Consider the following 23,281-nt stretch of genomic DNA (forward strand, 5'->3'; position numbering starts at 1 on the left):
TTAACTGGTACCGGCTTTACGCCAACAACTACGGTCACCATTGGCGGTATTGCGGCTGCAGGCGTTATCGTGAACAGCGCAACCAGCATTACGGCCGTAACCCCAGCTTATGTGAGTGGGGCCTTGGCGGTGAATGTGGTGGTCAATAATGGGGTATCCAATGCGGTATTAAGCGGAGGCTTTACCTATCAACCGGCTGCTCCGACCATTACCAGCATTAGTCCAAACAGTGGTTCAATGGCGGGTGGTACGGCAGTTACCGTCAGTGGTACGAATTTTACCCCCACGACGACCTTAACCATTGCAGGCATTGCAGCCACCAATGTAACGGTAGTTAATGCGACGACGTTGACCGCAATAACCCCGGCCTATGTCAGTGGTCCTTTAGTTAGTAATGTGGTGGTAAACAATGGCGTAGGCAGTGCGACTTTAACCGGTGGTTATACCTATATTGCGGTTGCACCAACAATTACTGCGGTAAGTCCAACCAGTGGCCCTATGTCTGGCGGTACAACCATTACGATCACGGGCAAAAACTTTACCCCAACAACGACGGTATCTGTTGGCGGTATCAGTGCGACTTCAGTTGTCGTTTCCAACGCGACTACCTTAACTGCGGTAACTCCTGCTTATGTAAGTGGCCAGTTAACTAAAGACATTAGCATTAATAATGGTAATTCCAATGCAACCTTATCCAGTAGTTTCACTTATATCGCACCTGCTCCAACTTTGGTGAGTATTACTCCTACATCGGGACCAACGAGTGGTGGAACCTCTATTACCTTGACTGGAACAGCCTTTACTCCAGGCACTACGGTAACGATTGGCGGTGTTGCAGCAACAAGCGTTAATGTTGTGAATGCAACAACTTTAACGGCAATAACCCCAGCTTACGTCAGTGGTCCCTTAGTGGAAACGGTAGTAGTGAATAATGGTGTGGCAACCGCAAGTTTATTAAACGCATTTACCTATATTGCGAGTGCCCCCACAATTACTGCAATTGTTCCTACTTCGGGAACGTCCTCTGGAGGTACTAGTGTTACTATTTCAGGTTCTAATTTTATTCCTGGGACTACTGTCACTATTGGCGGGCAGGCAGCAACCAGCATAACAGTGGTGAATGCATCAACGATAACTGCCGTAACGCCAGCATACAATAGTGGTTCTTTGACAGTTAATGTTGTGGTAAATAATACGGTATCTACAGCCACATTAACTAATGGTTATACTTATATTGCGGTAGCGCCGAATATTACTTCTTGTAGTTATCCAGGAGGTATATTAACTACGGCATGGGTGTGTGTGGGAACAAATATGAATGTGTTCCCAAATACATTCCTGAATGTAAAAGGTGGATTGCTTTGTACCGCTGGAGTGAGTATCACAGGTTTAGTTGCAACTGTAGTGAATACCTTAAATATTGGTGGTAATTCACTACTTCCGGGCTTGTATTCTGGTTGTACTATTGAGCTTTGTAATAATAGTACGTGTACTGGATTAAAGTCCAACATTGTTGCATTTAGTTAAATTTGCTTCTTTCGATTGGAATTTTCTTAGGCCTTCATTAATAATTGATATTAATGAAGGTTTCTGATTTAAGGTGACTATTGTGAACGAGCTAGACATTTTGAAATTATTTTACGATGAAATGAAACTTCAAGGCGTTACCCGTGATCAAGTGTTTCTAACCATCGAGGAGGAGGCAGCAGCGATATTAACACAGAAACTTAATATGCCTGTTTCCGTAGAAGATGCGCAAAAATTAACTGATATTTGTATTGCCAATGAATGGTTAGAGCGCACTACCGCAGACCCTCATTACAAGTATTTATCCTTAACTGAGGCGGGCCTGCAAATTGTTCTGGCAAATGAATACAGTTAATTTATTAAAGATTATCAATCAAAGGTATAAACTTTAAGCAAAAATCGGTAAAATACATCACTTTATTTTTTTAGTTGTTGCCATGCCAAAACGAACTGATATTAAATCCATATTGATACTTGGTGCAGGGCCTATAGTTATTGGGCAAGCCTGTGAATTTGACTATTCTGGCACGCAAGCGGTACGTGCGCTTAGGGAAGAGGGGTATCGTGTTATTCTGGTTAATTCGAATCCAGCAACGATTATGACGGATCCTGAATTGGCTGATGCAACTTATATCGAGCCTGTTTCCTGGAAAGAAGTAGCACGAATTATTGAAATTGAACGTCCTGATGCCTTATTACCCACAATGGGAGGGCAAACCGCTCTAAACTGCGCCCTAGATCTGGTTCGTGAGGGTATTTTAGAAAAGTACTCTGTAGAAATGATAGGGGCTACGCGTGAAGCAATTGATAGAGCTGAGGATCGCGAAAAATTTCGTCAGTTAATGATTAAAATTGGCTTGGAAATGCCGCGCTCAGCCATTGCCCATTCTATGGAAGAGGCCTTTCAGGTGCAAGCCCAATTAGGTTATCCCGCGATTATTCGTCCTTCATTTACCATGGGCGGAAGTGGCGGCGGTATTGCTTATAACCGGGAAGAGTTTGAAGAAATTTGTATGCGCGGTTTAGAGCTCTCACCTACCCATGAATTACTTATTGATGAATCGGTATTAGGTTGGAAAGAGTATGAAATGGAGGTGGTGCGCGATAAAAATGATAATTGCATTATTGTCTGCACCATTGAGAATTTGGATCCCATGGGGGTTCATACTGGTGATTCTATTACCGTAGCTCCTGCACAAACTTTAACAGATAAAGAATACCAACGCATGCGTGATGCAGCGATTAAAGTCTTGCGAGCAGTAGGTGTGGATACCGGTGGCTCAAATGTGCAGTTTGCGATTAATCCTGAAGATGGGCGCATGCTGGTAGTTGAGATGAATCCTAGGGTTTCGCGTAGTTCCGCTCTTGCTTCTAAAGCAACCGGTTTTCCCATCGCTAAGATTGCCGCAAAACTGGCAGTTGGTTATACGCTTGATGAGTTAAAAAATGAAATTACTGGTGGTAAAACTCCAGCCTCATTTGAGCCAAGTATTGATTACGTGGTTACTAAAGTGCCCCGGTTTAATTTTGATAAGTTCCCGCAAACTTCGGCTACTTTAACAACGCAAATGAAGTCGGTAGGCGAGGTAATGGCTATAGGGGCGAATTTTCAGGAATCATTACAAAAAGCAATTCGAGGTTTAGAAATTGGACGTTGCGGTTTGCATTCATTATTTAAAAATGAAGACTTAGCTGAGTTAAGAGGACATTTGCGTGAACCTACACCCGATCGTTTATGGTACATCGCGGATGCGTTCCGCCACAATTTGACGCTTGAAGAAATTCATATGGAAAGCCGGGTTGATCCATGGTTCTTGGCCCAAATTGAAGAGCTGGTGCAGCTTGAGCGCTCTATTAAAGACAAGAGTATTCATGAGCTTGATAAAACAACATTGAGATTATTAAAACGACGTGGTTTTGCTGATGCTTATTTGGCCCAATTACTAGGGTGTACTGAAGATGAGGTACGTGCTTGGCGTAAAGAACAGGGGGTATTACCAGTCTATAAACGCATCGATTCATGCGCAGGTGAATTCCCCAGTGACACAGCATATATGTATTCATGTTATGAGAGCAGTTGTGAAGCACGTCCTGAGCATGATAAGAAAAAGATTATGATTCTTGGTGGGGGTCCTAATCGCATTGGTCAAGGAATTGAGTTTGATTATTGCTGTGTGCATGCAGCAATGGCATTAAGAGATGCGGGATGCCAAACCATCATGGTAAATTGTAATCCCGAAACCGTTTCTACTGATTTTGACACCTCGGATCGATTGTACTTCGAACCAGTAACCCTTGAGGATGTGCTGGCCATTGTTGATGTGGAAAAACCAGACGGCGTAATCGTTCATTACGGTGGACAAACACCCTTAAAATTGGCACGGGCTTTAGAAGCGAATGGAGTCACCATTATTGGTACCTCACCGGATGCAATTGATACGGCCGAAGACCGCGATCGCTTCCAAAAATTAGTTACCGAATTACGTTTGCACCAGCCTGATAATGGTACTGTGCGCAGCGAAGAAGAAGCCATCGCTTTGGCAAATAAAATTGGTTATCCCTTAGTAGTTAGACCTTCCTATGTTTTAGGTGGAAGGGCTATGGAAGTAGTTTATCAAGAAGAGGATTTACGGCATTATTTATCCCACGCAGTGGCAGTCTCCAACGATTCACCCGTATTGTTGGATAGATTTTTGAATGATGCAATTGAAGTGGATATTGATGCAGTTTGTGATGGCAAGGACGTATTGATTGGTGCGGTCATGGAGCACATTGAACAAGCAGGAATTCATTCAGGTGATTCGGCTTGTACATTACCACCCTTTAGCTTGAGCGTGGTGGTGCAACAGGACCTGATGGAACAAATGCGCCAAATGGCATTGAAATTAGGTGTGGTTGGCTTAATTAATGCGCAATTTGCAATTCAAGCTGACGATATTTACGTGTTGGAAGTGAACCCACGGGCATCGCGAACGGTTCCCTTTGTATCCAAAGCGACCGGCTTGCCCTTAGCGAAGATTGCGGCACGTTGTAAGTTAGGTATGAGTTTAAAGGAGCAAGGGTTAAGCCAAAATCACCATATGCCGGCATTTTATTCCATTAAGCTGCCGGTTTTCCCCTTTATCAAGTTTTCCGGAGTGGACTCGATTCTTGGCCCTGAGATGAAGTCGACAGGAGAGGTAATGGGGATCGCGAGACGTTTTGGACAAGCATTTGCCAAAGCACAATTAGGTGCAGGATGTAATATTCCCAAACGGCGACGTGCTTTTGTTTCAGTGCGCGACGCGGATAAGACTAGAGTAGGAGAGATTGCAAAGCGCCTAATTGAATTAGGTTTTGAAATCATTGCTACTCGGGGGACTGCTTTAGTTTTACAAGCGGCAGGAGTTGATTGCCGTAGGGTATTTAAAGTTGCTGAGGGGCGTCCCCATGTATTGGATTTCATTAAAAATAATGAGATCGATTTCATTGTAAATACTACTGAGGGTAAGCGAGCAATTGCAGATTCCTTTGCGATTAGACGCAATGCCTTACAGCATAAGGTGAGTTATACAACGACTCTTTCTGGTGCTGAAGCAGCATGTCTTGCAATGAAATATGAAGACCGAGAGACTGTAACTCGCTTACAGGATTTACATTAACTATTGGTATCATTAATTGGGGGGCGGTGGTTTCATCGCCCCTTAAACGATCTTTATTCCGGTTTAGGGGAGAAAACCAGGATAGGGGTTCTAATGAGGTATCTTTACCAGGGAATTACATTTAGAGGTTGATATGAACAAACATCCCATGACAATACAAGGTGCAGAAGCACTAAAAGAAGAATTACAACGTTTAAAATTTGTCGATAGACCACGTATTGTAGAAGCAATAGCTACGGCACGTGCGCATGGCGATTTAAAGGAGAACGCGGAGTATCATGCTGCTCGCGAACAGCAAAGCTTTAATGAAGGCCGTATTCAAGAACTAGAAGCAAAATTATCCAATGCGCAAATTATTGATATCAGTAAATTAGCGAATAACGGTAAAGTAGTTTTTGGTTCAACGGTGACGGTTTGCCATGTAGCAACAGATGCGCACATTACTTACCAGATCGTAGGTGAAGATGAAGCAGATATTAAGCTGCATAAGATTTCATACAGTTCACCAATTGGTCGCGCACTTATTGGCAAAGAGTTGGATGATGTAGTAACCGTTAATACACCAGGCGGGCTAGTTGATTACGAAATCATTGAAGTTCAGTATGTCTAAATTCCTGCTTATTCCTACAATTATTTATATCACCATGTAATTTATCATCCCTGAGGTTGGGTTTTATAACCCAACCTATTATTCAATAAATTCATCTTGCTAAGATAATCACACTAATAAATAGATTTAAGTAGCTTGGGAAGCTTGGGCTTTACATTCAGTATTTTGTCTAGTTAAATGTTTTTCGAATTTTAAATCAGGGAGAAGATAATGACAGGCAAATGTTATGTGGCTTTAGGAGGCGCAGCAGCTAGGGAGTTTAGAACGATAGATCTTCAAACAATCAGCAAAAAAGAGCTTACCACGCTTATCTTTAATGAGGCTGGTCGTGATGATGTATACGAGCCGCATAACGAGAAAAAAGCAAATAAAGAACTGGAGCGAGTCGATACATTGTTTTCTCATAATAATGCGAATGTAAATGTAAAATTCACCCTCCATTGCAGCAAAAAAACCTACATTGAAAAGCGCAAAAATTTTCTCGCAGGAAATCAAGAATCATTGCCAATCGATAGCGCCATAGATGTAAAAAAGCAGTATGGTGTTAAGTTTGATGGTGATCAAAAAATAAAGGCTTTTATGAAAATAGAGCAGGTAATCAATAAGGAGTTGGCAACCTTAGCCCTAAATGAGAACGATGCTGAAGCTCATACAAAATATAACCCGAGAATGTTTGTTGCAGCTGTAGAGCAAAATGAACCTCAAGAAGATTGTAAAGTGTATAAAAAACTCTAAAGGATAAGCCAATTATGTAGCCCGTATTAGCGAAGCGTAATACGGGCTACATAATGTTCTAGGATTGAAAATCGTTTTGCTGAATACCACCAACTACCCAGGCACTATTGTCATCAAATTGGCGGAAATGCCAAATTTCATCCAATTGGGTAATCGGCTCGTCATTTTCTTTAACTGAACCGGTAAAACGCACACTGGCAATATAGGAATTGGTTTGTCTGGAGATATCCAATAATTCCGCATCTAAAGTAATTACTTCCGTTTTATTAGGCTCATTACCGCGTTCATCCAATTGCATTTTAATTTCAGCAAATACCTCCGGAGCAGTAAATTCTCTTAAATCCTGGGTATTCTTTTCATCATATGCTGCTTGTAGGCGATTAAAGGTAACTTTTGCTTCCCGCAAAAAGCTTGCCGGAGAAAAGCCTGCAGGAACGTCTGCAGCACTGCTACTGCTAGGAGCTTGATTATTAAACGCCTGCGTAAAATTGTTAAACGGGCTTTGTTGCTGATTAAATGCGCGGTTTTGCTGCCCAGTTTGCATTCCTGGCTGCATGCGTCTGCGGAAAAAGTTAACTGCAAAAAAGATGACGGCACCAACGATTAGCCAGGTCAATATACCTGTACCAAAACCATGCCCCATAAATAAACTGGTTAATAGGCCGCCAATTAATAAACCGCCTAAGAGCCCACCCCATTTGCTGGTATTGTTAGTCCGTTGTCCCAATGGTGTTGCATGTTGCGCTTTATTTGGTGAGTACATACTGCTTTGTGAGCGCTGCACGCCAAAACTTCTGCCACCTCCAAATCGCTTAGCTGCTGCTTCATTAACTAACAGACCAAAGCTTAGTATGGTGATAAGTAAACATGAAATGAGAGTACGCATAGTATCTGACCTTTCTTTAAATAGGGAGTATAAGTATATATGAACGAAGGCTATTTTTCCTCTGGGTGAGTAAAAAATAAACTATAATTAATAAAGTAGTTATTGAATTTTGTTTTTCAAGGCCAATAGCTATACAAATTTCTTAAAATGTTTTATTTCGAGCCCTTACTTTCGCGTGCTAAGACAATATAAGCAAAGGAGTAAGAGCTTTTTATTAATTTGGGCATATGAATCAACTGCCATAATGACATTGTTCATGTACCTCCAGAAGTGATATAGGAGGATATCATGCGTGAGAACATAAATACCGACTTCGAGCTTTTTCGCCAAAAAAAGGAATCAGCCCCTAAGCGTAGGCATAAAATAGCAATCTTGGATAAAGCGCAATTGCATCAGGAGCGAGATGTTGTTGATTTAATTGAGAAGCCTGAGGATGGAGCGCTAGGCAAGGTGATAAAAGACAAGATTTGTCTTGGATTTTATGGCTTAGTGGCGAGAGTTCCCTACAGTTTGATTGCGGTGCGTGATAAAGATTATATGGAGCAATTGCTCTTTGATTATTTTTTAGCAGAAGAAATAAGGCAGGCACGAAAAGCTGCTAAACATAATGGGAGGGAATGGACTGCGGCAATGGAGTTAAAGTTAATTACTGACAAAGAGCAGGATATACAGGACGTTGTTGCAATAATGTTAGATAAAGCAACTTATGGGCATCTAAATAGACCATTATATGCCACTTTCCTGGTTCAATATGTAAAAGGATATACGGATTTAGGTTCTGATGTGGTTGATTATATTATCCAGCAAGGTAATCCCCCCGAGCACATTACGACAAAAGAAGGTTTTAATTATGAATTAAAGCAGCTAATGTCTCTTGCTGCTATGGCCAAAATTATGGGTGACCCTGATTGGCTAGGCAGCAAAGGTAACAATACTGGCTATGTGCTTGAAGATGCTCAGGCTAAAGTAGTGTTGGTTGATGCGGGAGCAGCTTTAACTAGTGATGGTTTGCGTATTGATTCTCACGCAAAGGATATTCAAATAGGCAAAAACCTGCAGCAGGGGATTGTTTTTGAGCAATTAACTCCCAAACAACACGATGAATACATTGGTGCTTTGTATCGTTTTTCCAGTTTAGATGATGCGAGGCTCTATGAGCTAATTTCTGAGTTGGTTCAACGAGGTGGAGTTTATAATAGCAGCCGGGATGATAAAGGTAATCCGATAATCTTGTTTCAGGATATGCAAGCGGAAGGTATGATTGTAAAGATTATGAATAATATTCTCCAGTTAAGAGAAACTTATGCGGTAGAGTTACGAAATTATCATAAAATGGCAATTCAACGAGGATTTCTCAATCCATTGCGCGAAGTATCACCAGAGCATTTTATCTTGCAGCCGGAAGAGGTATTTGCACCAACCTCTATAGGGATAGTTATGGATGCCTTCTTATCTAAAGACCAGGTTTAAAAACCTGGAATCCGCAAAAATCACATAACATATACATTTCGGCATTATTTTTATCATGAAGGTCAAAATTGATTCTTTAATTGGACCTTCTCTAAGATTCATAATGTTCTCTTAATGTTTCATTGTTATAATGCCCACAGTTAGCAAATATAGTCCAATTATCATTTCCTTATTGTGGAGAGTAATTATGCCCGGTTTTTTTAAACGTCCTGATCCTGATAAAAATTTTTTCCAGAATTATTATGATCATCTTAATGCTTTAGCCAGACAAACAGCAGAGCTTTGCACAAAGTATAAGGAACTGAAAACAGAACGTCAAATAGAAGAATTTATGGATAAAGTTATCAGTGATCGCTTCCTTGTATTAGAACCTCTACGTGACGGTTATGATTATATGGATGAAGTTCTTGGGGCTACCGTTTTGCCTGTTGTAGCATTGCTTGGTTCGGTTGTTGCCGCTGTTGCCGCTGCATGGGAGGGAGTTCACGCCTTAGCTATTCATTGGGGTATGGCTGATAATGACAAGGTGGATCATGCAGCGAATGCGCTTAATCTATGTATAGCATCAGCTTTAGCCTTATCGCTTTCTGTGGTATCACTCCTAAAGTCAGCGATTAGCTTGATAAGCCGTCCTATTGCTACTGCAGAATATGGTTTCGCTAAACAAGATACATATCGTTTCTATAACGAGGATAAAGAGCCTGCAGTTGAGTTTATGAGAGAAGGCGTTAAAGACTTTGTTGACTCTACAGCGAGCGGTTTAAATCGACTAGCAAATATGTTTAACTAACAGAAATCTGTTAGTGGAGCAATAAGCTGGGCTGAGAAGCCCAGCCTCTTCATTAAACAATAGCCTCATTTAATACAAAACCATTTAGAATCCCCGGTGTAAACGGGTTCACCTGATTATTTGTTTTTAATAAATAACGCCCTGAATTACTATTCACTTCAAAAAGAATTTGCAGACTGGAACTGTCTTGTTCATCAATTAAGACATTAACTTTTTCCAAAAGCTTAAATAAGGCCCAATTTCCTTGCTCAGCTAATTCATAGTGATTGCCATCAATAGAATCTAATGCGAGTTTGACATTAGGTTGAGGCCAGATAAAGCGAATATGTGATTCGCTGCTTTGATTGTCCGAGATTTGGGTATTGCCAATTTCCAGAACCAGGCTTGCTATTACCGGGTCCAGGTTTATTTTTTGCAGACTAAAGTCAATACGACTCTCATTACCGCCATTCGGGAAAAACATATTTGTAATTATATTTGCACGCATCAGTGCATCTAACGTTTCCGTGGCGATCGGTAGAACAGAATCATTAACTGCTTTTGGCTTCCACTCGGCAGTAGAGGTATCTAAAAACGGTTTAACGAATTGTTCCGTAAAGGAGTTTAATGAACCATTGGTCGCAAAAAAGTGGTTAAAATCAGCAATGGCAATTTCTTCATGTTGGTTGGCATCCAAAGGATAGCGTTTGGCAATGCGATTTTTGAATTCCTGATAAATCGTTTGTTGCCATTGTTGATTAATGTACTGACGGCTGTCTTTAAGTAAGAGCCCCCAGGTTTCACCTGCTAATTGCTTGGCCCAGTTACTTAAAGGCTCGGGTAATTGACGTGCTTGATTAAAGAGTAAGCTGACCGGATCGGAGGCGGTATCACTCATAAAACGAGATTTAGTAATATTAAATGCCGTTTTGCCTCCATCATTAATCATGGACAGGGTTGAAATGAAGCGATCAAGCTCTTCGATTTTTATACTTAATTCTTTAGTGCCTGATAGGCTCATTAAATTTAAATCAGTAAACTGGCTGGCAATGGCCTGGTTAAACAAGGATGATTCATTGCTTAAATCAGCCTTAGTTTCTTGTTGCAGCAAACCTACCAAAGTGGTGACAGTATGGGACTGCTCCAAGCGTTTAGCGACCTGACGTCCTTCCTGATAATTCTGATAATGTGCTGGTTGCGAGCGGCGCATAAAGGTTTGCCACCAAGTTACATAATCATAGCAATATGCTTGGGTGAGCATATTAGGCAAGTCCGATATATCCTGACGCGCCAATACCCAATTTTCTTTTTGCAGATTTTGGCTCATTTCGGAAATTTTCTTTATTATCTCGTTAAATCCTGCGCGAGTGTAATAAACAGGTAATTCATCAGTAGCCAAAATAAACCCATCGGCGACAATTTTTTGTCGAGTTTTAGGAAAAGACTCTTTAGCAATAGAGTAATAAAGGTAGCTGCTTGGTAAGGCATTTAAATAATTACGTGCATCACTAACCACTTGCGATTTAATTAGCATATCTTTAGGCGGTTTGCTTAATGATTGTTTGAGCAAGGCGATTTGTTTTTGTAATTCAACTGCAGGTAGATTGCGCCATTGAGTAGTAAACCAATCTTGCACCTGCGCTGCAGAGAAGTGTTCTGGTTGTCCTAACATCAGATACACTTTAAGCGCATTGTAACGAGCAATAGGCGTATTGCCTGGACTATTAATTACGGTTTCCAATTCGGCAGTGATTGCGGGTAAAAATTCCCCTTGTAAGCGATGCTGTGCATTATTGTGTAAATTCGATTTTAACTGATGTACCGTAGGCAATGATAAAGAGTTACTGGAAACATGTGCTAATTTTTTGGCCGCATTGGATAAGTGATATAATGCCTGCTTGCTCTTATCCTTTTGGCTAATTAAGGCATCATAAGCAAGCAGCTCTTTACTGGCGGCGTCCAATAAATGCACGGCTTTATAATGATGATAACTCAAAATACATAAAGTAATTCCGGCAATACCGGCGGTAAGTGCCACCAAAGGTTTTTGGGAAAACTTTCTTGCCTGGGGAATTTGACTGCATTGTTCTTGGATCGACTTTAAGGCTCCCTCAACAAAATATGCTCTAAAATTAGTTGCTTGAGGGAAGGTGTCTTGCACCACTAAGGCATATTCGTGCTGAATTTTCTTATTTAAACGGTCAATACTGACCCCACTTTGCTCGGCACTAGTAAAATAAATCGAGTGCAGTTGGAATAACTTGGGTGAAATTCCTTGCAGTAGGGAATGAATTGGCGGGCGTAAACTAGCCATTTGAATCGGAAACTCACGAATTAAGCTTCGTCTCATTGTAGAGCGGGCAGGATGCATTTTGGGAATTACTTGTTGCCCCAATGTTTCCAGCAAATGATTGAATTGAGAGGTAAAGGTTTCTATTTTTTTGTGTACTTCGTTTACACAATCTAATGAAAAACCTAGAGGTTTGAGTAATTCGGAGGCATGATTTGATTGATAAAATTCAGTAAAACCGGCCAAAGTGTCCATTTTAGTGAAAATCAGCGCTAACTCCACCGGATAACCAAGGTTAATCCCCCAGCGCTCTAGTAATTGTAAATGTGCTTTTCTTTTCTCGCCAAACTGGTTACGGTCGCTAATGAGCAAATCTTCAACATCAATACATAGCACTACCCCAGTAATTTTAAGATAACTGCTGCATCGATTGAGTTGTTTTAAAGTATTTTGCAACAAAGTTTTGCTGTTGGTAAACCAACCTTCGCCTAGTTCTACAATAATACCGCGTGGATTAAAATAAACTTTGGCGTGTTCTTCACTAAAGACAGGCATTTCCTCCATATTACTTTGTTTCAATAAAGAGGTTTTACCTTGAGCATGTTTTCCCGTAATCACGAGAAATGATAATTGGTTGCTTTGTGGTTTTAATCGAGTGAGTGTTTTTTTAATTGCATCACATAATGCATGTAAAGAATTGTCCATTATTTATCCAGCAATGCAAGTTGGGTGTGTCCAAATAAGACGGCCTTAGCTTTATTTTCTAATAAAATATGACTGGTAAAAAAAGCAAGTGAGACAATTGCTGCCGCAATGGCTACCGTTAATATGGCTGTTTTATAATTTTTTTTCACGATTTTCGGCATGGGGTTTTCATTAAATAAACGTTGGGGTTTGTGAAAACGATGCTGTTGCGTGATTTGATATAGATCTTCAATATAATTATCTAAAACTTGTCGTCCATCAGCTTTAAGATGGTAGCGGCCTTCAAAGCCAAGAATAAGTAAATAATATACCAACTCAATCAGATCAAGATATTGATTAGGGCGCTCTTTAATATAATCAACGATTTCAAAAAAACGGTCTTGGGGCTGAGCATTATCATTAGTTAACGGAGTAAACGCTTTGAATTCAGCAGTGATATTATAAACGCGCATGTAGCTTTTACCCAGCATTTCATCGATTGTTGCGGATACCAGGTAATGGGCAATGCCAATTAATGCCTCCGGGTATTTCGATGCATGGAGCTTACTGTGAAAAGCTAATAGCTCATGCTCAATATTATCCCTGATGTGCTCAACTGGAGGCAAAGCAGCACTTAAACACAGGCGCTCCAACAGTGATAATAAAGGGCCAGATGCGGCAACCAAAGTGTTGGTAGAAAAAGGGGCAATGAATAATTTAGAGCGATAATAGCCTTGCGGGGCAGGTAAAGGGCCCGAATTAGTGATGGGATTACTGACAAGTGAGGTGCTGTAAAGCTCAGCTGCCATCATGTAGCTCCTAAACGGTTTTTTGCGCTGTCATCCATTTGATGTGCAAAAACTCTAAATTCAAAAGAAGAAGATAATACGTTATGTAATGCACTGAGTTCAAGTGGGAGTTAGAGCGGAATTTCTCATTTAACGTTTCTCTGCCATCTGCCGGTTACTTATGATTAAATCAATGAAGCTTCCGGCTCCTATGTTAATGAAATTATATTAGAAGCTACATTGTCCGCACACACCGGACTGCCACTCCATTACTCTTATTAATAAATCCTTGCCCCCCAGCAGGGAAACTTTCAACTCTGGAACTTGTAATATCTAGCTCAGTTGAAGTCCAATAAAATGATACAGTGGAGAGGTTTCCTATATTATTATCAAATAAATTTGAATGTATATTCTGGAGTAAAGGTGCCGCCTGCGACCCGCAGCCAGAGCCTAGCGATAAAGCATCATATCCAAACTCACAAATAGCTGGTAAATACCAGTTGCTTGCCTCAGGCGTTATTTTATCCAGGCAGCTCTGAGCAGCAGGAAAGTCTCCTGGTGGATTGGCGAGTAGGGCAGTGTTGGTTTGGCCATCGGAAATATCGGTTGCACCCGTGACACTGTCTGCTAAAGACCACTGTAAAGGAGTGGTTTCATCGGCAATTGCTGCTAGCTTGCCCCCAACACTTGAAGTATTCGGCGTAGTATCATCAAAAGCAAAAACATATCCATCCTGATAAATACAGCCATAATTTAAAATAACAACGTTGCTGGTTACGGGGAGAGCATTATCTGCCTGAGCAGTAATTACACTGGGAATAGGTGAGGTTCCTGTGCTTGAACAAGGATTTGCCCCATCTGAACTTGCTGTTGCCCCTGGGGTTATGGTGATGGTGCAACTGTCCCCAGCGAGTAAAGGTGCGTTACAGTTCGTGGTATTAGATGCAGTACCGGCCGGCCATGACGGGATTGAGACATTAAAATTAACTGCAGGCGAGCTCCCAGTGTTTGAAATGGTGATTATTCGTGCAACTCCTGAATTTGGCGTTCCTGTCACCCCATACTCAGTAAGTCCTGTGACACTCAAGGCCAAATCGCTGACACTGGTTGATAACGTAGTGGTATTGGTCACACAGTTCACCTGAACATTCGTCACGTTAGCGGTACCCATAGTTCCGCTACCATTAGTTACGGTACATACTTGGTTAGCAGGTTGAGAATAGATAGTGACTGAATAAGGTGAGTCCTGGAGAACTGGAGTGGGGAAAGTAAATGGTCCATTCGTATTGAGTGTTATTAATTCAGTACCGTTATTTTGCAATACTAATGTGCCTTGAAGCCCTGATACACTTCCGCCTACCGTATGGGGCATAGAGCATAAAAAAGCATTAAGATTAAAAAATAAAGAGGAGGTATTGCTTCCTTTCACTAAAACATTGGCTATATAAAACGCAATATTGGCATTTGTTGCGAAGGAGATGTTACATTGAGCATTTGGGGCTAAAACAGCAGGACAGCCATTATTTTGCACCACATAATGAATAAAATTCGAATTTGTAGAGCTGACTTGAATATTTCTTGCTGGAATAAGCGAATTATTTTTAATGGTGATGGAGCCTGGGGTCGCCATGCACCCTTCTAGAGTAATATTGGTTACGCAGCTCAAATTTAAATTATTACACAGGGCATTGGATTGATTTTTGACAATACTTAAAACAGCGTTTGGTGATTGCGTAGTACTGAATGTATTAGATGCAAAGATAAGAGTAACCAAAAATAAATAATATCTCATAAATCTCCCTATCATAAAAAACAAATCCAAGGTTGTTTTTTTACTAAATTAAGGGTTGCATTATAAAGTATTTTATTTCGCAAGCATATCAACTCGATGGAAAGCTCAACAGGGCATTTTGAATTACATTCACCATGTTCCATCGGATTAGGGTTATGTGCTAACAAGGATAAAGAAGTTGCCTAACTTTCCTTAAATAGAACTTAATCTTTTGTTTCTTGGGATACCTTGTTATAAATCACGAGATTATTTCCAAGCACCTCTAACTTGCATCAACCCATAATAATAAGGTACCATTCGCCTTTGCCGTATATAGAACTATTTTAGTACTATATTTATAGTAATGAAGAACAATAATTATGCGCCGGCTTTGTCTTTAATTAAGACTTATTTAGTACTAGATTATTTGGCTTTGGAGTGTTATGCTGCGCATCAGCAAATTGGCCGATTATGGAACAGTTGTGATGGTGTACCTTGCCAGGCACCCACAGGATTTATGTAATGCCCGTGACATTGCGTTACATACCCATTTGACTGTCCCAACGGTAAGTAAAATTTTAAAACGTTTAACCAGTGCAGGATTGCTCACCTCAGTGCGAGGGGTAACCGGAGGATATCGGTTACGTAGGCCTGCTACTGAAATTTCCGTTTCGCAAATTATTTTTGCGCTGGAAGATCATCGTGGTTTCACCGAATGCAGTTTGCAACCTAATGACTGCTCGTTACAAGGAGTTTGTACTATTCAGGGCAATTGGCGACTTATTAGCCAGGCGATAGAGACCGCGTTGGATAGTGTGAGTTTGGATACCTTGGCAAAACCAACTCTACAGGTACGTGATATAGAGCGTATCCGACAATTAGCAAGTGGAGTCAATCGTGGCTAAAAGCAGTGAGCAACTTAATTCTCTGCTCGATAGAGAATATCAACATGGTTTTATAACCGACATTGAAGTAGAAACTTTTGAACCTGGACTGAATGAAGACGTGATTCGTCGTTTATCAGCTATTAAAGGAGAGCCTGAGTTTTTACTGGAATGGCGTTTGCAAGCATTCAGGCATTGGCTAACCATGCCGCATCCTGAATGGTCGAGTGTGTATTATCCCCCAATAGATTATCAGGCTATTTCGTATTATTCTGCGCCTAAAAGCAAAAAAGACGCGCCTAAAAGTCTGGATGAAGTTGATCCTGAGTTATTACGAACCTATGAAAAACTAGGGATCCCTTTAAAAGAACAAGAGCTCTTGGCTGGTGTTGCCGTTGATGCAGTGTTTGATAGCGTTTCCGTAGCGACGACCTTTAAAGCCAAATTGGCAGAAAAAGGGGTTATCTTTTGTCCTTTCTCAGAAGCAGTACATAAATATCCAGATTTACTGATGAAGTATTTAGGTTCAGTAGTATCTTATCGGGATAACTTCTATGCGGCATTGAATTCAGCGGTATTTAGCGATGGCTCATTTGTATACATTCCTAAAGGCGTGCGTTGTCCTATGGAATTATCTACTTATTTCCGTATCAATGCAGCCTCTACTGGTCAGTTTGAGCGCACATTGATCATCGCCGACGATGACAGCTACGTTTCCTATCTGGAAGGCTGTACGGCGCCGATGCGTGATGAAAATCAATTACATGCGGCTGTAGTGGAGTTAGTGGCTTTAGATGGTGCGCAAATTAAATACTCTACCGTACAAAACTGGTATCCAGGTGATAAAGAGGGTAAAGGGGGCATTTATAATTTTGTAACCAAACGTGGTGCGTGCCGCGGTAAGCGTTCCAAGATTTCTTGGACTCAGATTGAAACAGGTTCCGCCATTACCTGGAAGTACCCTAGCGTTATCTTGCAAGGCGATGACTCGGTAGGTGAGTTCTATTCGGTGGCCCTAACCAATAATTTCCAACAAGCCGATACAGGTACGAAGATGATCCATATCGGTAAAAACACGCGCTCTACGATCATTTCTAAAGGGATCAGTGCCGGACGTGCCCATAACGCGTACCGCGGCTTAGTACGCATTGCACCAACGGCAACGAATGCACGTAACTACACGCAATGTGATTCCATGTTAATGGGCTCGGAGTGTTCAGCACATACGTTCCCATACATTGAGGTGAAAAACCCTACCGCACAAGTAGAACATGAAGCAACGACTTCCAAAATCAGTGAAGAACAATTGTTTTATTGCCAGCAACGAGGCATTGATACTGAAGATGCAGTTTCTATGATTGTGAACGGTTTTTGTAAGCAAGTATTGAAAGAATTACCCATGGAATTTGCTGTAGAAGCCACTAAATTGCTGGGTTTAAGTTTAGAAGGGGCAGTAGGCTAATATGTTAAAAATTAATGAATTAAATGTTGAAGTGAACGAGCAGTCGATTTTAAAAGGCATTAACCTCAATGTTAATCCCGGCGAAGTTCACGCCATTATGGGCCCTAATGGTTCAGGAAAAAGTACCTTATCTAAAGTTTTAGCAGGGCATCCTTCGTATCAGGTAACCAGTGGCGAAATGATTTATTTAGGTAATGATTTGGCGCCTTTGTCTCCTGAGGAACGTGCACGCGCAGGCATTTTTCTATCGTTCCAATATCCAGTAGAAATTCCTGGGGTAACCAACATTAATTTTCTTAAGGCTTCGGTTAATGCAGTCCGTAAAGGTCAGGGTAAAAATCCTTTAGACGCAATTGAATTTTTAAGCTTCATTCGTGAAAAATGTGAATTATTGGATATGGATGAAAGCTTTTTATACCGCAGCATCAATGAAGGCTTCTCAGGTGGCGAGAAAAAACGCAATGAAATCCTGCAGATGGCGGCGTTAGAGCCCAAATTAGCTATTCTTGATGAAACGGATTCAGGTTTGGATATTGATGCATTACGCATTATTTCTCATGGGGTAAACGCCATGCGTTCACCAGAGCGTTCCATTGTTTTAGTGACGCATTATCAACGCTTACTGGATTACATTGAGCCTGATTTTATTCACGTATTGGTGAATGGGCGAATTATTATGTCAGGTGATAAAACCCTAGCGCTCGAACTAGAGAAAAAAGGGTATAGCTGGCTTGAGGAAACGGTGTAGTGATGAATGAGATTCTGGATTTTTATCAGCAACAGGCCGCAGTCAGTTTATCAACGACTCCTTGGCTTGCGCAGTTGCAAACAAAAGCATTAACGAATCTAAACCGCCGAGGTTTTCCTACTCGTCATGACGAAGAGTGGAAGTACACCAATGTTGATGCTTTATTAAAACAGTCTTTTACGCCCTATAATCGTGATGCAGTTGCGGCTAGCCCGCAAGTTTCCGATTTACCCGTAGCGCAGCAAGTACTTATCCACAATGGGTTAATTTCTGGAATAGAGCAAGTTACGCAAGCAATGCCTGCGGGTGTTTTGATTTTGCCTTTGGCAAGCGCATTAACCAGCCATGCGGAGTTGGTACAAGCGCATTTGGGTCATAGTTTAAATGAAGAACATGGTTTTCATTTCTTAAATACTGCCATGATTCATTGTGGGGTGTTTATTTATATCCCCAAAGGCGTTTGTGTGGACGAGCCGATTGCTTTAACCCATGTTCAAGACCAGGCTAACCAGGCAGTGCATTTACGACATTTGATTATTGTCGAAGCAGACAGCCAAGCATCGATTATTGAAGACTATCAAGGCCTGGAGGGCACTAGTTATTTAACTAACGTGGTTACGGAAGTTTTTCTAAGTGCCAATGCTAAGCTTACGCATTATAAGCTTCAACGCGAAAGTAAAATGGCGTATCACTTAGGCCATGTTTCAGTGAAGCAAGGAGCAGGTAGCGATTTTGCCAACCATTCATTAAGTTTAGGTGGTAAGTGTGTACGCTCTGATTTAAGTCTGTATTTGCAAGAAGAAAAAGCGCACTGCTTAATGAATGGGATTTATGCGCCAGCCGAAGGCCAACATGTGGATCACCACACAACGGTACATCATTTGGTACCAAACTGTACTAGTGATCAAGATTACAAAGGGATTTTAACTGGCCGCGCACGCGCGGTATTTAACGGCAAGGTGATTGTGGCGAAAGATGCACAGCATACCAATGCCAAACAACAAAATAAAAACTTATTACTTACGGCTAATGCGGAAGTAGATACCAAGCCGCAGTTAGAGATTTTTGCCGATGATGTACAGTGTTCACATGGTGCAACAGTTGGGCAATTGGATGAAGAGGCACTGTTCTATTTAGCAACGCGTGGAATAGGCCGTGTGGAAGCATCTCATTATCTAATACATGCTTTTGCTCAAGATAATTTGCGGCTCATCCCGCAGGCTAAATTGGCGGAAGTTATGGGCCATTTATTAATACAACAACTGGGGTAAGCACATGGACACGATTGACTCATTAGTTGACACGTTAAATATCAATGCAATTCGCAAAGACTTTCCGATTTTGCATCAGAAGATTAATGACTATGATTTGGTTTATTTTGATAATGCGGCAACCACGCAAAAACCAAAGGCGGTTATTGATGCCATTCAACGTTATTATGAATTGGATAATTCCAACGTGCATCGTGGTGTGCATACTTTAAGTGTTCGGGCCACCGATCTTTATGAGGTAGCTCGCTCAAGGGTCAAGCACTTTATTAATGCCCGTTCAGCACGTGAATGCATTTTTGTTCGCGGCACTACAGAGGCGATTAATTTAGTGGCACAAAGTTATGTGGCTCCGCGTTTACTCCCCGGGGATGAGGTATTAATTACCCATATGGAGCATCATTCAAATATTGTTCCATGGCAAATGATTTGCAAAAAGGCAGGTGCCAAGTTGCAAGTAGCACCTATTACTCAAGAGGGTGAAATTATCCTGGATGAGTTCGCCAAAAAATTAAACGAGAAAACACGCTTTGTTTCGCTAAATTATGTTTCCAATGCCTTAGGCACCATTAATCCAGTTAAAAAAATGATTGACATGGCCCATGAGTATGGAGTGCCTGTTTTATTAGATGGCGCTCAGGCCACAGCGCATTTACCGGTTGACGTGCAGGCTCTAGGCTGTGATTTTTACGCATTCTCCGGGCATAAAATGTATGGTCCAACAGGTATTGGCGTATTATGGGGTAAAGAGTCCCTTTTAGATGAAATGTCTCCTTATCAAGGGGGCGGCGAAATGATTAATTACGTCACCTTCGACTCCACTGAATATGCACCCTTACCACAAAAGTTTGAGGCAGGAACCCCTAACATTGCTGGCGCAATCGGTTTGGGAGCTGCTATAGATTATTTATGGTCTTTGGATCTTGAAACCATTGCGGCTTATGAAAAAGAATTGCTTGAATATGCAACGGCAGGAATTCAATCTTTAGGTGGTTTTAGAATTATTGGTACCGCCAAGCAGAAAGTACCGGTGGTTTCTTTTATCCATGAAAGCATTCATGCGCATGATATTGGTACCATCATGGACAGCAGGGGCGTTGCTTTACGCAGCGGCCATCATTGTGCCATGCCTTTAATGGATTTCTATGGGGTTGCCGCAACATCACGTATCTCGCTTTCGTTTTATAATACCAAAGAAGAGATTGACCGCTGTATCGAAGCATTAAACCAAGTTAAAGAGGTATTTGCATGAGTGCTGATTTGCGTGAGTTGTATCAGGAAATCATTATTGATCATAATCGCAATCCTCGCCATCATTATGCGATGGATGATGCAACTACTCAAGCCAATGGGTTTAATCCTTTATGTGGCGACAAATTAACGGTTTATGTGAAATTAGATAAGAATAAAATTTCCGAGTTAAGCTTTTTAGGCTGTGGTTGTGCGATTTCACAAGCCTCTGCTTCGTTGATGACGGATACCATCAAAGGAAAAACAGTGGAAGAAGCTCATGAACTTTTTCACCGTTTTCATCATATGCTGACGCAAAATGAAGATGGACAATTACGGATAATGGATAAACTCACGGTATTAGCTGGAGTTAAAGCGTATCCTGCGCGTGTAAAATGCGCCACTTTGGCTTGGCATACCCTGGAAGCGGCATTGAATAAAGACAGTAATGTCGTGAAAACTGAATAAAACAGGTACCTATATGTTTGGCTTAAAGAAAAAACCAGATCCTGAAACAATGAAAGAGGCGGTAATTACTGCCCTCAAAGGTGTCTATGATCCTGAGATTCCAGTTAATATTTATGACTTAGGACTTATCTATGATGTATCTATTGACGAAGAGGCACATGTAGCTGTGCAAATGACGCTAACCACGCCCGGCTGCCCAGTCGCGCAAACGTTCCCAGGAACAGTGGAACAAGCGGTAAATCAGGTCGAAGGGGTTCGTGATTGCACCGTTGAGTTGGTCTGGGAACCACCTTGGACTCAAGAGCGTATGACCGAGGCGGCACGACTTGAATTAGGGATTTTTTATTAAAATGTGGCAGCCTTCAGCCTCTATAGAGTCCTTGCGGCAACGTGCGCAGCTTGTCACTAAAATACGGGATTTTTTTAATACTCGTGGCTATCTTGAGGTAGAAACACCTGCCATGGCACGTTACGGCACAACGGATGTTTATTTAAGTAATATCAAAGCGCTATTTCGTGGAGAAACCTACCATCTACAAACCTCTCCCGAGTACCACATGAAACGCTTGCTTGCTGCAGGCAGTGGTCCCATTTTTCAGCTGGCTCGAGTTTTTCGTGATGATGAATTAGGGCGTTGGCATAATCCAGAATTCACCTTACTGGAATGGTATCAGTTAGGCATTGATCATCATGCATTAATGGATGAAATGGATTTATTTTTACAAACGATAATGCATTCACCATCAATGCTCAAAAAGACGTACCAGCAAGCTTTTGAAGAGGCTTGTGCGCTCGATCCATTAACGGCATCTATCGAGCTATTGCGCCAGGTATTAGCGCGTTATGGCTTGGATAATGTATTGCCGCCTGAGGAACTGGATCGGGATCAATATTTATTCTTACTCATGAGTCATGTGGTAGAACCGTTTTTGGGAAAGGAAAATGCTCCTGTTGCGGTTTATGATTTTCCTGCATCACAAGCATCCTTGGCAAAAGTTAATAATGGAGTGGCGGAACGCTTTGAAGTGTATTATCAAGGCGTGGAATTAGCGAATGGTTTTCATGAGTTGACCGATGCTGCGGCTCAGGCAAAACGTTTTGCTTTGGACCAGCAGATTCGCCAAGAGAAGGGGCTCGCGGAAGTTCAGGCGGATCAATACCTCATTCAAGCTTTGGAGCACGGATTACCAACATGTAGTGGAGTTGCTTTAGGCGTGGACCGCCTATTGGCTTTGGCGTTAAGTAAACCGCGGTTGGAACAGATTATTTCTTTTGATTTCGCTCGGGCTTGAGGCGGTAGGTTGGGTCTTGACCCAACCGTCTACAATATTACCCTGTTCAAAGCCCCCACCGTCGCGTCCCTTCACAATTTAAACTTCCATCCATATTAATCTGAAAATGAGACAGGGGTTCTTCCTCCTCAAAAATATATCCATGATGCTCTGGTTCAGAACCATCCTCGCAGATATCAAATTCAAACTCTTTCCCATCATGTGGGGAATCAAAAGATAATTTGGGCTCAAGTAGCTGCAGGCTTGGATTCATAGCGTATCTTTTAGCGGCCAAATTTTTTATATAATTTTCCCTTTGAATGGAATCAAAAGATTCAAATTCTGCAATTTTGGCTTTAATACGCCGCACTAAGATTTGTTGATACTCCGCATAATTCTCAGGCAAGGCGACATAATCTTCAGGAGATTCTAGATAATATTTAACCATCGAAACTCGCTCTTCGATGTGCTTAGGAAGCGGTGTGGGAGGTGGGGCAGGAAATAGAAGCTTGTTCAAATAGTAAAGAAAAAAGCCCCAAATGCCGGATGCAGGAGGAAGAAGTCTTTGGAGGGCAGTGCTTATTAGGCCATACTCCTCCATCGTATTAACAGCAATATTGTCGAGTTCATCGTTAATTAACTCGGTGTAATCGGCTATTAATTTATTATCAAATGACATGATTTATGCTCTTGTAAGTAATATTTTATCCTCAGTGTATTAGATAAAAACATGGAATTCCAGAGTAAGAGGACCTAAAATGTATACTCCGGAGCGCATT

Annotated in this window: 20 protein-coding genes; 15 read left to right on the forward strand and 5 right to left on the reverse strand. The window is 41.5% G+C overall.

Features of this window, described 5'->3' with window-relative positions:
• The 5 genes from BN3124_RS03075 to BN3124_RS03095 form a co-directional block, all read left to right on the forward strand.
• Window positions 1-1,527, forward strand: a 1,527-nt coding sequence (locus tag BN3124_RS03075) for an IPT/TIG domain-containing protein (protein ID WP_196398892.1), incomplete at its 5' end; no start/stop codon positions are given.
• An 82-nt stretch (window positions 1,528-1,609) separates the two neighbouring features.
• The gene (locus BN3124_RS03080) at window positions 1,610-1,882 is read left to right on the forward strand and encodes a hypothetical protein (RefSeq protein ID WP_058533405.1); all 273 of its coding nucleotides are present in this window, start codon (window positions 1,610-1,612) and stop codon (window positions 1,880-1,882) included.
• 82 nt (window positions 1,883-1,964) lie between these two features.
• On the forward strand, window positions 1,965-5,168 hold the full coding sequence (gene carB / locus BN3124_RS03085; RefSeq protein WP_058533406.1) for a carbamoyl-phosphate synthase large subunit: 3,204 nt from the start codon (window positions 1,965-1,967) through the stop codon (window positions 5,166-5,168).
• A 133-nt stretch (window positions 5,169-5,301) separates the two neighbouring features.
• Window positions 5,302-5,778: a transcription elongation factor GreA gene (gene greA, locus BN3124_RS03090; RefSeq protein ID WP_058533407.1), complete on the forward strand. Its 477-nt coding sequence runs from the start codon at window positions 5,302-5,304 to the stop codon at window positions 5,776-5,778.
• 210 nt (window positions 5,779-5,988) lie between these two features.
• Entirely contained in the window at window positions 5,989-6,513 is a 525-nt protein-coding gene (locus tag BN3124_RS03095; protein WP_058533408.1) for a hypothetical protein, read from the forward strand.
• A 58-nt stretch (window positions 6,514-6,571) separates the two neighbouring features.
• On the opposite strand, the gene BN3124_RS03100 is transcribed toward BN3124_RS03095, so the two are convergent.
• Entirely contained in the window at window positions 6,572-7,399 is an 828-nt protein-coding gene (locus BN3124_RS03100; RefSeq protein WP_058533409.1) for a Tim44 domain-containing protein, read from the reverse strand.
• Window positions 7,400-7,687: 288 nt separating this feature from the next.
• On the opposite strand from BN3124_RS03100, the gene BN3124_RS03105 reads away from it, so the two are divergent.
• Window positions 7,688-8,869 (forward strand): hypothetical protein, encoded by a 1,182-nt coding sequence (locus BN3124_RS03105; RefSeq protein ID WP_058533410.1) that lies wholly within the window; start codon window positions 7,688-7,690, stop codon window positions 8,867-8,869.
• A gap of 187 nt (window positions 8,870-9,056) precedes the next feature.
• On the forward strand, window positions 9,057-9,659 hold the full coding sequence (locus BN3124_RS03110) for a hypothetical protein (protein ID WP_058533411.1): 603 nt from the start codon (window positions 9,057-9,059) through the stop codon (window positions 9,657-9,659).
• A gap of 52 nt (window positions 9,660-9,711) precedes the next feature.
• On the opposite strand, the gene icmF is transcribed toward BN3124_RS03110, so the two are convergent.
• The 3 genes from icmF to BN3124_RS03125 all read right to left on the reverse strand — a co-directional run bounded on the left by icmF (window position 9,712) and on the right by BN3124_RS03125 (window position 15,192).
• Window positions 9,712-12,633, reverse strand: a complete 2,922-nt coding sequence (icmF, locus tag BN3124_RS03115) for a type IVB secretion system protein IcmF (protein WP_058533412.1) — start codon at window positions 12,631-12,633, stop codon at window positions 9,712-9,714.
• Window positions 12,633-13,421, reverse strand: coding sequence for a type IVB secretion system protein IcmH/DotU (icmH, locus tag BN3124_RS03120; protein WP_058533413.1), 789 nt, complete (start codon window positions 13,419-13,421; stop codon window positions 12,633-12,635). The genes icmF and icmH overlap by 1 nt, the downstream gene beginning before the upstream one ends.
• A gap of 214 nt (window positions 13,422-13,635) precedes the next feature.
• Window positions 13,636-15,192 carry an Lcl C-terminal domain-containing protein gene (locus BN3124_RS03125; RefSeq protein WP_058533414.1) on the reverse strand — a complete coding sequence of 519 codons (1,557 nt, stop codon included), beginning with the start codon at window positions 15,190-15,192 and terminating at the stop codon, window positions 13,636-13,638.
• A gap of 422 nt (window positions 15,193-15,614) precedes the next feature.
• On the opposite strand from BN3124_RS03125, the gene BN3124_RS03130 reads away from it, so the two are divergent.
• Genes BN3124_RS03130 through epmA form a run of 8 tightly spaced genes read left to right on the forward strand, consistent with a single transcriptional unit; the run spans window position 15,615 to window position 22,523 of the window.
• Window positions 15,615-16,076 carry an SUF system Fe-S cluster assembly regulator gene (locus tag BN3124_RS03130; protein WP_058533415.1) on the forward strand — a complete coding sequence of 154 codons (462 nt, stop codon included), beginning with the start codon at window positions 15,615-15,617 and terminating at the stop codon, window positions 16,074-16,076.
• Window positions 16,069-17,517 carry a Fe-S cluster assembly protein SufB gene (gene sufB, locus BN3124_RS03135; RefSeq protein ID WP_058533416.1) on the forward strand — a complete coding sequence of 483 codons (1,449 nt, stop codon included), beginning with the start codon at window positions 16,069-16,071 and terminating at the stop codon, window positions 17,515-17,517. Before BN3124_RS03130 ends, sufB begins: the two co-directional genes overlap by 8 nt.
• Before the next feature lies 1 nt (window position 17,518).
• Window positions 17,519-18,265 carry a Fe-S cluster assembly ATPase SufC gene (gene sufC / locus BN3124_RS03140; RefSeq protein ID WP_058533417.1) on the forward strand — a complete coding sequence of 249 codons (747 nt, stop codon included), beginning with the start codon at window positions 17,519-17,521 and terminating at the stop codon, window positions 18,263-18,265.
• A gap of 2 nt (window positions 18,266-18,267) precedes the next feature.
• The gene (gene sufD, locus BN3124_RS03145; RefSeq protein ID WP_058533418.1) at window positions 18,268-19,536 is read left to right on the forward strand and encodes a Fe-S cluster assembly protein SufD; all 1,269 of its coding nucleotides are present in this window, start codon (window positions 18,268-18,270) and stop codon (window positions 19,534-19,536) included.
• 4 nt (window positions 19,537-19,540) lie between these two features.
• Window positions 19,541-20,785, forward strand: coding sequence for a cysteine desulfurase (locus BN3124_RS03150; protein ID WP_058533419.1), 1,245 nt, complete (start codon window positions 19,541-19,543; stop codon window positions 20,783-20,785).
• Window positions 20,782-21,231, forward strand: coding sequence for a Fe-S cluster assembly sulfur transfer protein SufU (gene sufU, locus BN3124_RS03155; protein WP_058533420.1), 450 nt, complete (start codon window positions 20,782-20,784; stop codon window positions 21,229-21,231). The genes BN3124_RS03150 and sufU overlap by 4 nt, the downstream gene beginning before the upstream one ends.
• Window positions 21,232-21,244: 13 nt before the next feature.
• Window positions 21,245-21,580 carry an SUF system Fe-S cluster assembly protein gene (locus tag BN3124_RS03160; protein ID WP_058533421.1) on the forward strand — a complete coding sequence of 112 codons (336 nt, stop codon included), beginning with the start codon at window positions 21,245-21,247 and terminating at the stop codon, window positions 21,578-21,580.
• A 1-nt stretch (window position 21,581) separates the two neighbouring features.
• The gene (gene epmA / locus BN3124_RS03165; protein ID WP_058533422.1) at window positions 21,582-22,523 is read left to right on the forward strand and encodes an elongation factor P--(R)-beta-lysine ligase; all 942 of its coding nucleotides are present in this window, start codon (window positions 21,582-21,584) and stop codon (window positions 22,521-22,523) included.
• 46 nt (window positions 22,524-22,569) lie between these two features.
• Here the strand turns inward: epmA and BN3124_RS03170 are convergent, their stop codons facing one another.
• The gene (locus tag BN3124_RS03170) at window positions 22,570-23,181 is read right to left on the reverse strand and encodes a hypothetical protein (protein WP_058533423.1); all 612 of its coding nucleotides are present in this window, start codon (window positions 23,179-23,181) and stop codon (window positions 22,570-22,572) included.
• Window positions 23,182-23,281: the final 100 nt, after the last annotated feature.

The sequence above is a fragment of the Legionella saoudiensis genome (assembly GCF_001465875.1).
GTDB lineage: Bacteria > Pseudomonadota > Gammaproteobacteria > Legionellales > Legionellaceae > Legionella > Legionella saoudiensis.